The organism is Bacillus sp. bc15, from assembly GCF_900142585.1.
GTDB lineage: Bacteria > Bacillota > Bacilli > Bacillales > Bacillaceae_G > Bacillus_A > Bacillus_A cereus.
The window spans coordinates 148,496-161,846 of sequence record NZ_FRBJ01000008.1; the positions used below are offsets into that span (position 1 = coordinate 148,496).

A 13,351-nucleotide genomic window follows, 5' to 3' on the forward strand; every position below is an offset into this window, starting at 1 on the left:
GAGCAGGATTTTCACTTCACACAAATAGCTGAACCAACAAAAAATGAGCATCAAGTTTCACTTGATGCTCACCTCATTATACTGCTTTTTCTTTATCAGCTACCGCTGGCTTATCCCAACACTCTGTATTGTTCAAACCTGGAATAGACTCCGCATAAAAGACTGGATCTTTCCCTTGTTTCTTTTGCTTAATATAATCTGATAACGCTGCGAAAGCGTACTTAGAAAGGAATACAATTGCTACTAAGTTAATAACTGCCATAATTCCCATAAATAAATCTGCTAAATCCCAAACGATTTGAATTGTCGCTACAGATCCTAGCATAACCATACCAAGTACAGCAATGCGGTATGCATTTAATAACACTTTACTTCCATTTAAGAACTCAATATTTGTTTCACCATAGTAGTAGTTACCTACTAATGAACTAAATGCAAACAAGAAGATCGCAACTGCCACAAATATAGAAGCCCATGGACCGATATGTTGACTTAACGCCTGCTGCGTTAATTGAATTCCATTTAAATCAGCTGCATTATGCACATCTGATAAAAGAATAATAAATGCTGTACAACTACAAATTAATAATGTATCAGTAAATACCCCTAAAGTTTGAATGAAACCTTGTTTAACTGGGTGCGTTACGTTTGCAGTCGCTGCTGCGTTCGGCGCACTACCCATACCTGCTTCATTTGAGAATAACCCACGTTTTACCCCTAATAAAATCGCAGCTCCTAATCCTCCGCCTACTACTTCTTTAATTCCGAAAGCATGTAAGAAAATTTCTTTAAATACATATGGGATTGCCGTAATGTTTGTTACAACAACGAATAATGCCACTGCTACATAAATAATTGCCATTACTGGAACAATCATTTCAACCGCGCGAGCAATTCGTTTTACCCCACCGAAAATAATAACTGCAAGTAAACCAGCCATAACAAGACCTACCAATCTGCTATCTGTTTTAAATGCACCATCAAAAGCAGCTGCTACAGTATTAGACTGTACAGCGTTAAAAATTAATCCGAAACTTACTGTTATTAATACAGAGAAAATAGCTCCAAGCCAGCGCTTATTTAAACCCTTTTCCATATAATACGCTGGGCCCCCACGGAATGCATTCCCATCTTTTACTTTATAAATTTGCGCTAATGTGCTCTCTACAAATGCAGAAGCACCCCCAATTACCGCAATTAACCACATCCAAAATACTGCTCCTGGACCACCTGCTGAGATCGCAATAGCTACACCAGCTAAGTTACCAGTACCTACACGAGAAGCTGTACTCATACAAAACGCTTGGAATGATGATACGCCGCTCTTCTCTTTTTGCGCTTTCCTCGTTTTCGAGCTTGCTCCATCCCCAAGCAAACGAATCATTTCACCGAAGTAACGAACTTGGACAAATTTCACACGAAATGAAAAATAGAGCCCTAACCCAATTAACATCGCAATAATGATATATGACCAAAGGATATTATTTACATCCCCAATTACCCTAGCTAAAAAATCCATATTTGTATTGCCCCCTCTTCCTAACAATAAGAAAATTATATTCTAAAAACTTTAAGTAATCAAGAACTTTATGTAAGGTTTTATGACATGAGTATGTTAATTATCTTAACATACGTGTTTTTTTTCATAAAAATATAGCTATTACATGCATTTATCCAATACTCAATCACTTATCCTCTTCGACCAGTCATACTTTTAAAGCAGTACGTTCCCCATAATAACGAGAGAAACAAACAAAAAAAGTTATATTAATAATTACCCCTCACCCTTTTCATTATTTACTACAACAAAAAAGGCGAGCATCGAATTTGCCTCGATGCTCACCTTTTCAATTACACTGCTTTTTCTTTATCTGTTACCGCTGACTTATCCCAACACTCTGTATTCGTTAAACCAGGAATAGAATCTGCACTGAAGACTGGATCTTTCCCTTGTTTCTTTTGCCTTACATAGTCTGCTAATGCTGCATACGCAAATCGGCCAAGAAGTGTAATTGCAATTAAGTTCGTGATTACCATTAGACCCATAAATAAGTCTGCCATATTCCATACAACTTGAAGCGTCGCAACAGAACCGAATAATACCATTCCAACTACCGCAATACGGTAAATTGTTAACCACGTTTTGCTTTGCTTAATAAATTCAATATTTGTTTCACCATAATAGTAGTTTCCTAGAAGTGAACTAAATGCAAATAAGAAAATAATAATCGCTAAGAAACTGCTCGCCCATGGGCCAATTTGTGAACTTAATGCATTTTGTGTTAATTCAATACCTTCTAAATTTGTTGCTTTATATGCACCAGAACATAGTACGATAAACGCTGTTGATGTACATACTAAGAATGTATCTACTAATACTCCAATTGTTTGAATAAAACCTTGTTTCGCCGGATGCGTTACATCAGCTGTTGCCGCCGCGTTCGGCGCACTACCCATACCTGCTTCGTTCGCAAATAATCCGCGCTGAATACCATATTTCATCGCAGCACCGATACCGCCACCTACAGCTGAATCTAGACCGAATGCACCTTTAAAGATTTCCGTAAACACATCTGGTATTAAATAGAAGTTTTTAATGACAACAAAAATAGCTACTGCAATATAAATAAGCGCCATTGGCGGAACAATCATTTCCGACATACGTGCAATACTTTTTACACCACCAAAAATAATAACCCCAACTAATGCAGCTAATACAATACCAACAATATAACGCTCTAAGCCAAATGCATTTTCAAACGCTAATGTTACTGTATTTGCTTGTACTGAGTTGAAAATTAAACCGTAACTAATTGTAATCAGAACAGAGAACCAAATCCCCATCCAACGTTTATTTAAACCTTTTTCCATATAATAAGCAGGACCACCGCGGAAGCCACTGCCATCTTTTATTTTATAAATTTGCGCAAGCGTACTTTCTACGAAACTTGAAGACGCACCGATAATCGCAATAACCCACATCCAAAATACAGCTCCAGGTCCTCCCATAGAAATAGCTAACGCTACACCAGCTAAGTTCCCGATACCAATACGAGCTGCAGAACTCATACAAAATGCTTGGAACGATGATACGCTGCCCTTTTTACGTGTCTTGCCAGTTAGTCCATCACTCATTAAACGAATCATTTCCCCTAAATGAGTAAGTTGTACGAATTTTAATTTAATAGAAAAATAAAGCCCTAAACCAATTAACATTGCAATAAGAATATATGACCAAAGAATCGTATTCGTTGATGAAACGAATTGTTCCAAAATATTCATACAATTAACCCCTCCTTTTCTCCATAAAACGAATTATATTTAAAAAACATTCAAAAATCAACATTTTTCGACAATTTGCAATTTCCAAATATTAGCCAAGCGCGAAGTAACAATATCTTTATGACTCTCCTCCCTCTAACTGTGCATACTAAAACAAAAAATAAATCTACAAACTACCCCATTGACAAAAACACCAACCTGTAACTATAATGATTACAACAGGTTGTAACAAACTTAATTACAATACATTCATTCACTTTCAGATATACAATTTAACAAAACACTTTGGAGGGATTTATTATGAAAATCGGAATTATCGGAGCAACTGGTAAAGCAGGAAGTCGTATTTTAAAAGAAGCATTAGATCGTGGACATGAAGTAACTGCAATCGTAAGAAACGCCGCAAAAATTACAGAAGAAAACGTAAAAGTTTTAGAAAAAGACGTATTTTCTCTTACATCTAACGACCTACAAGCATTCGACGTAGTTGTAAATGCATTTGGCGCTCCAGCAGGACAAGAACACCTTCACGTAGATGCAGGAAACGTACTAATTGAAGCTATGAAAGGTACACCTAATACAAAATTACTTGTAGTTGGTGGCGCTGGAAGCTTATTTGTAGACGAAGAGAAAACAACACGTGTATTTGAGACACCAGGTTTCCCAGGCGAATACCTTGCAACAGCTCAAAACCAAGGTAAAAACTTAGAAATCTTACAACAAACAAACGATATTACTTGGACATTCATCAGCCCTTCTGCACTATTTGCATTAGGAAAACGTACTGGTTCTTACAAAGCTGGCAAAGACAATCTTCTTGTGAACGCAAAAGGTGATAGCTACGTAAGTTACGAAGACTTCGCAGTTGCAGCACTTGATGAAATCGAAAACCCAAAACACGTAAACGAACGCTTCACAGTAGTTTCTGAAGCTGAATAATAAAAAAAGCTCGTAAAACATTATGTTTTACGAGCTTTTTCTTATTATTGCACTTGCTCTAATCCATTTTGAGTAATCTTAAAGGATATTTCTTGCCCCTTCATCGCATCCTCTTTTTTAACTAACTCATTCTTTTTGTACCAATTCAAACGACTCGGTTCCGCATGATATACTTTCAACACATCTCCATACTCAAATGCCGTTCCATTTAATTGCCCAGCAAAATTCTTTGAAGTCTCTTGTCCTTCTGCCGTTACATGCTTTTTCTCATTTCCATTTTGATCATAAATCGTAAGGCCTATATACTGCTCATTTACAAAGCGATAATGAATCTCCTCATTTGTAAATGTTGCATGTAATTTCTTTTCAGCGTGGTTTAACGTAACAATTGAACGTGTTACATTCGACACACCTTGATATACTATGCTATCTCCATATGTAACTTCCACAGATACTTCTGTCACTTTCTTATTCCCAAAGCTATCTTTCGTTTCTACTTTTGCTTTTTGTTCACCAATTTTTGTTGTATCCGGTTTTTCTACAAAACCAATTACTTCTCCGTCTTTTACTTGAACAAAGTTTTTTGCATCTAATTTATCAGCGTTTGTTCCGATTACTACTTTTTGCGGTACAGTTGTTACTTCTTGCTTAGCTTCCATTCTTTCAAAGCCGTTTTCAGTAATTTTGAAGACTAGTTCCTTTATCTCTTTATTCTTTCCTTCTCCCGCATATACACCTTTTTTGTACCAGTGTAAGCGTGAAGATTCAGCATGATACACTTTCACCACATCTCCATATTCAAACGCTAGTCCGTTTATTTCCTTAGCAAAAGCTTCTGTACTCTCCAGCCCTTTTATCTCTATATTTTTCTTCTCTTTTCCCTCTCTGTTGTACAGAGTGAATGCAAAATACTTCTCATCTCCAAAATAATCATGAATCAAATTACTCGTATCCGTCGCACTCATTTTTTTCGCATCATGATGTAACGTTACAATTGATTTCATATCGTCACCACCATAGCTTAACCCATATACAAGTAAGCTATCTCCATATGTTACTTCCAGGAGAACTTCCGTCACTTGCTTATTTCCAAAGCGATCTTTCGTTTCCACTTTTACTTTTTGTTCACCGATTTTTGTCGTAATTGGTTTTTCTACAAATCCAATTACTTCTCCACCTTTTACTTGAACAAAATCTTTTGCATTTAATTTTTCAACTTCTGTCCCAATTACTACTTTTTGCGGTACTACCGTTACTTCTTGTTGAGCTTCCATTCTCTCGAAACCTTGCTCTGTCACTTTAAAGATCACTTCATGAACACCATACTGTGTATCCACTAGTTCATTCTTTTTATATACTTTAAATCTATCAAACTCTTTTTGATATACTTTTACTATATCTCCATATTCAAACGTCATTTCGTTGAATTGTTCCGCAAATCCTTTTGTATTTTCAGATGCTTTTACTGATAGAGTTTTCTTCTCTTTTCCATCTTTATCGTATACAGTCATCGCCATATACTTCTCATCTGCAAATGAAGTATGCATTGGACCTTCTGAATCTGTTGTACTGAATTTCTTTTCTTCATGATTTAACGTGACAACCGATTTAATATTTGTTCCTCCATAACTTGTACCGAAGAACATAATACTATCACCGTAAATCACTTCTAATGGAACTTCTGTCACCTTTTTATTACCAAAGCGATCTTTCGTTTCCACTTTTACTTTTTGTTCACCGATTTTTGTCGTAATTGGTTTTTCTACAACTCCAATTACTTCTCCATCTTTCACTTGAACAAAATCTTTTGCTTCTAATTTTTCAACGTCAGTTCCAATAACTACTTTTTGTGGTACTGCTGTTACTTCTTGCAACATATCCATTTTCTCGAAACCTTTTTCTGTCACTTTGAAGAATAGTTCTTTTGTTCCTTTTTTCTTACCTTGACCAGTAAGAGTATTATTTTGATACCATTTCAAACGATCTGGTTCTGCATGGAATACTTTCACTACATCTCCATACTCAAACTGCGTACCATTCACTTGTTCTGCAAAGTTTTTTGAAGTTTCTTGTCCTTCTGCTGTTACACGTTTTTTCTCTTTTCCTTCTCCATCATATAACGTGATTCCCATGTATAGCTCTTTATTAAAATACTTATGAATCTGGCTATTCATATCAGTCACATGGAATTTCTTCTCATCATGCTTTAACGTTACCACTGAAGCAATATCATTGTTATATCCTGCATATGCAATGCTATCTCCATAAACCACTTCTAATGGTACTTCTGTTACTTGGTTATTTCCAAAACGATCTTTCGTTTCTACTTTGGCTGTTTGTTTTCCGATTTTCGTTGTAGTTGGCTTTTCTACAAAGCCAATTACCTCTCCGTCTTTCACTTCAACAAAGTTTTTCGCTTCTAGCTTTTCTACTTCTGTTCCGACTACTACTGTTTGTGGCTTTGCTGTTACTTCTTGCAATGTTTTTAATCTCTCAAATCCATTTTCAGTAATTTTGAAGAATAATTCTTTTATTTCTTTATTTTTTCCTTCTCCCACATATAAACCCTTTTGATACCAATGTAAGCGTGAAGATTCTGCATGATATACTTTCACCACATCTCCATATTCAAATGCTAATACATTTACTTCCTTGGCAAAAGCTTCTGTATTCTCCAACCCTTTTACCGCTATATTTTTCTTCTTTTTTCCCTCTTTATCGTACAGTGTAAATTCAAAATACTTCTCATCTTGAAAATAATCGTGAATTAAATTTTTTGTATCTGTTGCACTAAATTTTTTTGTACCATGGTGTAGAGTTACGGTTGACTTCAAGTCTCCCTCCCCGGTATATTTCAATCCATATACAAGTAGGCTATCCCCATATCCAACATTCACTACAACTGGAATGAAATTCTTATTTCCTTTTCCATCTACAATTTCTACTTTTAAAGTTTTTTCTCCAACTTCAGGCTTATCTTGCATAATCACACCTGTTGTCTTTACACCTTCTCCTAAATTCTGTACAAGTTCCTTTGCTTTTTTCTCATCATGTGTAGTACCGATTACTACATTTTGTATTTTTTCATTATTTGGCTCGCCATATGGAACTTCATATAACTCAGTTTGTTTTTCACGAATTGGATTGCTATCTGTAGATAACCATATTTCTTTTTCTAATTTTGGTAAATTTAATTTTTCAATCTTTTCTCTCGTAGCATCATTTGCAAATAATCCCCATTTATCAAAGAAAGGAATTAAATTTTGTCCTGCCACTTTTGACGTCATATAAATAAACATCTGCTTTTTCTCTTCATCAGATTTAGGCAGTTCTGTGTCATGTAACAAACGATACATTTGATGTAAATTCGGATAGAATTGTTCCCCATAAGCTAAATGTAACTGCCAAAACATAACTAATTTCTCAAATACATCCATCTTTTCTTGTGCATCTGGTTTACCTAAATAAGCAAATGCAGCTTCATAGCGCCCCTCTTGCTCTAACCTTGTTTTATGCCCGAATGTAGTTTGAACTGCCAAAGAATAAATATTAACGGTTACTTCTCCAAGTCCATCCCATAACCAAGTATTCTGTTGATGTTGATGTCCCACTTCATGCCAAGGCCCCCATCCATCATTAGTTAACTCTTCTAGATTTAGTACTGGCCCTAAATTCCCTTTACTATAAGCTGTTCGATAATAAGTCGCATACATATAATTGTCCGTATACCAGTCTTCAACAAAATGAATGGAATGTTTACCTTGATTCGCAACACCCACACCACCTTTTGATAAACCTGATATCTTATGTTCTATATTAATTATTTCATCGTGTTTCTTTAATAACGCAGCTGGATCTTCTTGTTTTAAATGCTCCGCTACAGTCTCAGGATGCATAGTTAATAAACTATTTTCTCCCTTCATTTCTATTGCATATGGATCAGGATTCTCTGCCAACATACGTTTCCAATCTTTTGTCGTATGCTTTCCTAAAATAAATAAAGGATTTGTTGTACCACCTTTTTTCACTTTAGCGACTACTTCTCCTGTGTTGTGATAATTATGAAAGTATAATAGTCCCCCATTTGAAGAAGAAATTTTATTCTCACCAGGATTTAAATTGAATTGTTTAGGTTCTTCTTTTTCATAAGAATATGTACCAATATAAGCTTTAATCTGTTGAGTCCCTTCTACTTGAATAACTACTTCTTCACCCGGCTTTACATAAATGCCCGTTGGTTCATAAGGAGAAAAACTCATTCGACGCTGATGCAACTCACGCATCTCTTCTACATTACCTTTTGGCAGCAATTGATACACTCGCTCTTCTTGCTCTTTCTCCTTATCTTCCATCGTCATCTCTGCATACACCTTAGGTACTTCAAGTCCATATGGCGTTAATAACGTAACTAAACAAGCACCAGCTACTAATACCCTACTCGTCTTTTTCTTCGACATAATCTGTGTCCCCTGTTCCTTTATTTAAAGAAACTACCCTATATATTCGTTTAATAAGAAATCCTATTATTTTTATAAAAACATGTAATGAATAGGCTAACACTTCGCGCACCTATATCAATTGCTACCGCATTTCTTCCTATGTATTCGCTTTCTTATATTATAAAATTTTGATGTACTGTATCCTCCTCACTTCTTTCCTCGTGTGATGAGTTCTCTTTCTACATAAAAAGGGTATAGTAAATGATATATTTTAGTCTTGTCATCTATACATCTAAAAATAAAAACAACAATATCATCTTACATTTTCTTCATATATGACCATCTATAGGTAGTTTTTCCAAATGAATTGTACACGCTTTACACTTTGTTTGATAGACTTTTCAATTAGAATAATGTTACAATTTTGTGAATTTAATCTATTAATCGTTACGTTTAGATTTTATTATATTTTGTTATTTCTAAATAGTTTTCCTATCATTAAAACAGCGTTTTATATAGTAAATAATTATTTTGATATAACTTTAAAACTCATATATAAAAAGCATTGGTTAACACCAATGCTTTCATCCTTACCTTTTATATTGATTCGGTTTATGCGGTTCATTTGGAGTATATGGCTTATTTGGTTTATTTGGAGCCTCAGCCTTTTTCCAACTTACCGCTAACTCTGGACTTGTTTTTTCTTCACTACGCTCAAGTAATACTACTGCATTTTGAATAGTCGGTGTACCTTTATGCGCAATTCCTTGTAGTTTCGTTAAATTTCCTGATACTTTAAAGCTAAATCCACCAGCTGGCGTTTGTTTCGGAATTAAAATGCGGAACTTCTCTCCTACATTAAATTCTGTTTTTGTTTCGCCTTTTTCATTTGCAAATTTCACGCCCGCTGGTGCACCTGTTGCTTGCACTTTATACGTTCCGCTTTTTGCATTTGTTTCTACCGTATATAAACCTGTTTCAAAGAAATCATTTTTTAATACTGCTTCTTGTTCTTCTGTAGGAGTTACACTCATCGTAATTTCTTGTAGCTCTTCGCTAGCATTTGCTTTTGCAACGATATCTTTTGTTACTTTCTCTACATTTTTATTTCGGAAATCTAAATCATTAACATCAATTTGTTTTAACGCATTCCATACTGCAAGCTGCGTTGCGTAATGCGCCTCTCTCCAATCAGATACTCCTAATTCTTGTGGGCTCTTTTGTGGATATCCATTCAACAGTACACGGTACACATTAATATCCACTTTACCCATTTCTGGTAAATCTTGACCACTCGGAGATTTTAAATCTACATTTAAGCAAAATGCAATTTTTCCATCTGCCGTTTTAATAAGTTCTGTTCGAATTGGTTTCTTCTTTGACTTACTATAACTCCAATTCATTTCATACTTTGTATGATCCATAACTTCTGCGAATGCTTTTTGAAGTGGGAATAATACAAATAAGACACTTAAAAACATAGCTAAAAGTTTGAACGATTGCTTTATATTCATGTTTACAGCCCCTTAATAACAAACTTAATACTAAGTAGTATTTAATTAGAAAATATTTTTATGCAAAAAAAAGAGCGCATAAAAGCACTCTTTTTTCTTTCTTACTTTAATCTTAGAAATCGAAGTTATCAGGATCTGGACCAACGCGGTGATTTTGGTTTAACGCATCGATTTTTTCCATGTCTTCTTTTGTTAATTCAAAGTTAAATACATCAGCATTTGCAATAATGCGGTGTTCTTTCGTTGATTTTGGAATTGTAATTACTCCGTTTTGAAGATCCCAACGTAAAATTACTTGTGCTGTTGTTTTACCATGTTTCTCAGCAATTTCTTGTAATGTTTCATTATCTAATAATTGACCTTGCATTAGTGGTGACCATGCTTCCATTTGAATACCTTGTTCTTTACAGAAAGCTTGTAGTTCTTTTTGTGTTAAACGAGGGTGGTATTCTACTTGGTTAATCATTGGCTTAATTTCTGCATCTTTCATTACATCTTGTAAGTGATGAATTTGGAAGTTACTTACACCAATTGCACGTACACGCTCTTCTTTATAAAGTGTTTCTAGCGCTCTCCACGTATCTTTATATTTTCCTTCTACAGGCCAGTGAACAAGATATAGGTCTAAATAATCTAGTTCTAATTTCTTTAAGCTCTCTTCGTATGCAGCAATTGTTTCTTCATATCCTTGATCTGCGTTCCATACTTTTGAAGTGATAAATAATTCTTCTCTTGAAATACCAGTCGCTTCAATACCTGCACGGATTCCTTCACCTACAGCTTTTTCATTTCCGTAAATTGCAGCTGTATCGATGCTACGGTATCCTGCTTTAATCGCTGATTTTACAGCTTCTACAAGTTCTGGTCCTTCTTCTACTTTAAATACACCTAAACCGAACCAAGGCATTTCTACACCATTATTTAATACTGTTTTACTTTGTAAGTTTTTCATTTTATTTTCGCTCCTTTTATTTTACTTGATCTCTTTTTTCTAATGTCATGCTCCATGCTGTTAAAATCACAGCACCTACTACCATAAGACCGCCTACCCAAGCAGTATGGATTAATCCTAACGAATTCGTTACGAGGCCACCTATATAAGAACCTAAAGCGATTCCTCCGTTAAATGCGGCAATATTAATTGCTGAAGCAACATCAACCGCACTTGGAACAAAGCGCTCTGCCAATATAACTACATATACTTGTAGCCCTGGAACATTCATAAATGCGAATAGTCCCATGAAAATAATTGTGATTAATCCAGCTACTTTAAATGGCGCTGTAAATGTTAAAACAAATAATATGATCGCTTGAATAAAGAACATGTAAAATAGCGCTCGAATCGGATTATGATTCGATAATTTCCCGCCAACCATATTCCCTATCGCAATGGCGATTCCATACACTAATAAAATGATAGTAACGGTACTTGCTTCAAATCCTGTTACTTCTTGTAATAGGGGTGATAAATACGTAAATGTTACGAATGTACCACCGTATCCAAGTGCAGTAATAATGAAAACAAGTAATAGTCTTCCATTTTTAATTAATTTAAATTGATCACGAAACGATACAGGTACACCATTTTTTAAATTAGATGGGACGAGTATACTGTTTGCGATGAAAGCAATAATTCCAATTACGACAATCGCCATAAATGACGCTCTCCAGCCAAACTCTTGACCGATAAATGTTCCAATTGGCACACCAGTAATAGTCGCAACTGTTAATCCAGTAAACATAATCGCAATTGCGCTAGCACGTTTATTCTCTGGTACGATTGCAGCTGCAATTGTAGATCCAATTGACATAAACACACCATGTGCAAACGCAGATACAATTCTTGCGATAATTAATACAGTGAAGCTTGTTGCTACCGCCGCAATGCCATTACCAATAATGAAAATAACCATAATCCACATTAATAATGTCTTTCGCGACATACTAGCCGTTAACGCTGTTAAAACAGGAGCTCCTACCGCTGCTCCTAACGCATATAAGGAAACCGTTAAACCGGCTGTTGTAACCGAAACATTTAAATCTTTTGAAATAGATGGTAGTAAACCGACACTAATAAACTCGGTCGTACCAATCCCAAACGCACTAATTGCTAGCGCTAATAAAGCAAACATACTTCTTCGATTCGTCTGAGCTTCCGAAGATGGTACTGTATATGAACTCAATTGAATTCCTCCTTATTACAAGAAATCCAATCATAATAGTATGATAAAAAGGCCCTTTTATCTTCTAAAAAATATATTTCATACTTACAAATGCTATTATGAATGGTTTCATTCCTTTTTTGAAGAACGCACTTTAAAGTATGATAGGCACTAAAAAGTAACATAGTCACTTTTTGGTACCGTACTACTCATTTGCCTCTTACATGTGCTATTATGAAACATATTTAACATAATAAAAAGTACGTACTTTAAAGTGCTATAGGTACTAAAAAGTAACATTTGTATTATTAAACTTACTTTACTCAAAAAGGGAGGGGTTCATATGAAGAAATACAATATTCCTGTAGAGGCGACTTTAGAAGTTATCGGCGGCAAATGGAAAGTTGTTATTCTTTGTCACTTAACGAAAGGTACAAAGAGAACGAGTGAATTAAAACGCTCAATGCCTGGTATTACACAAAAAATGTTAACGCAGCAATTACGTGAATTAGAAGACGACGGGGTCATTCAAAGAAAAGTATACAACCAAGTCCCACCGAAAGTAGAATATTCTCTTACCGACTACGGTTGGTCTTTAGAATCCATTCTTGACTCTCTTTGTTCTTGGGGCGAATGCCATCTTGAAAAAGAAGGTAACACATCGATGCTAATTGCAGAAGGTGAATAATAGGAAAAAGGAAAAAACGAACATGAATTTGTTCGTTTTTTCCTTTTTTTCTATATATATATGTACATTTCTAACTGAAACAAAATATTTTATACGCTTTCATACCTTGTCAGCACTACGTTATACACTCAATATCAAATAATTAGGAATCATTTTTATGTTAACATAGGTGTATATAGTATATAATATAGGATATATATTATATACACTTTCCGGTAACGGAGCTTTTCCATTATGCGGACAAGCCATATATCGGACAGTTCATAAATAATAAGTAAGACGTTATGGTTTTAGATTTATGTTTGCAGCTTACTTGCTGTCATAAAT

Annotated in this window: 8 protein-coding genes; 2 read left to right on the forward strand and 6 right to left on the reverse strand. The window is 35.1% G+C overall.

The genetic code is table 11. The annotated features are described in order from the left end of the window. Nucleotides 1-76: 76 nt before the first annotated feature. Nucleotides 77-1,519: an alanine/glycine:cation symporter family protein gene (locus tag BUA87_RS22700; RefSeq protein WP_071714583.1), complete on the reverse strand. Its 1,443-nt coding sequence runs from the start codon at nucleotides 1,517-1,519 to the stop codon at nucleotides 77-79. A 332-nt stretch (nucleotides 1,520-1,851) separates the two neighbouring features. After that, the gene (locus tag BUA87_RS22705) at nucleotides 1,852-3,282 is read right to left on the reverse strand and encodes an alanine/glycine:cation symporter family protein (protein WP_001022954.1); all 1,431 of its coding nucleotides are present in this window, start codon (nucleotides 3,280-3,282) and stop codon (nucleotides 1,852-1,854) included. Between the two features lie 300 nt (nucleotides 3,283-3,582). On the opposite strand from BUA87_RS22705, the gene BUA87_RS22710 reads away from it, so the two are divergent. Next, nucleotides 3,583-4,221 (forward strand): NAD(P)-dependent oxidoreductase, encoded by a 639-nt coding sequence (locus BUA87_RS22710; protein ID WP_000689909.1) that lies wholly within the window; start codon nucleotides 3,583-3,585, stop codon nucleotides 4,219-4,221. 44 nt (nucleotides 4,222-4,265) lie between these two features. Here BUA87_RS22710 and BUA87_RS22715 read toward each other — a convergent pair whose 3' ends face one another. The 4 genes from BUA87_RS22715 to BUA87_RS22730 all read right to left on the reverse strand — a co-directional run bounded on the left by BUA87_RS22715 (nucleotide 4,266) and on the right by BUA87_RS22730 (nucleotide 12,306). Further along, complete coding sequence (locus tag BUA87_RS22715; RefSeq protein WP_072940890.1) at nucleotides 4,266-8,678, reverse strand: putative mucin/carbohydrate-binding domain-containing protein; 4,413 nt, start codon at nucleotides 8,676-8,678, stop codon at nucleotides 4,266-4,268. Nucleotides 8,679-9,250: 572 nt separating this feature from the next. Continuing rightward, the gene (locus BUA87_RS22720) at nucleotides 9,251-10,174 is read right to left on the reverse strand and encodes a thioester domain-containing protein (protein WP_001022533.1); all 924 of its coding nucleotides are present in this window, start codon (nucleotides 10,172-10,174) and stop codon (nucleotides 9,251-9,253) included. Between the two features lie 112 nt (nucleotides 10,175-10,286). Further along, nucleotides 10,287-11,126, reverse strand: a complete 840-nt coding sequence (locus tag BUA87_RS22725) for an aldo/keto reductase (RefSeq protein ID WP_072940894.1) — start codon at nucleotides 11,124-11,126, stop codon at nucleotides 10,287-10,289. Between the two features lie 16 nt (nucleotides 11,127-11,142). After that, nucleotides 11,143-12,306, reverse strand: a complete 1,164-nt coding sequence (locus BUA87_RS22730; protein ID WP_168410432.1) for an MFS transporter — start codon at nucleotides 12,304-12,306, stop codon at nucleotides 11,143-11,145. A gap of 373 nt (nucleotides 12,307-12,679) precedes the next feature. Between BUA87_RS22730 and BUA87_RS22735 the strand changes: the two genes are divergently transcribed. Further along, nucleotides 12,680-13,024, forward strand: a complete 345-nt coding sequence (locus BUA87_RS22735; protein ID WP_000760481.1) for a winged helix-turn-helix transcriptional regulator — start codon at nucleotides 12,680-12,682, stop codon at nucleotides 13,022-13,024. Nucleotides 13,025-13,351 lie beyond the last annotated feature (327 nt).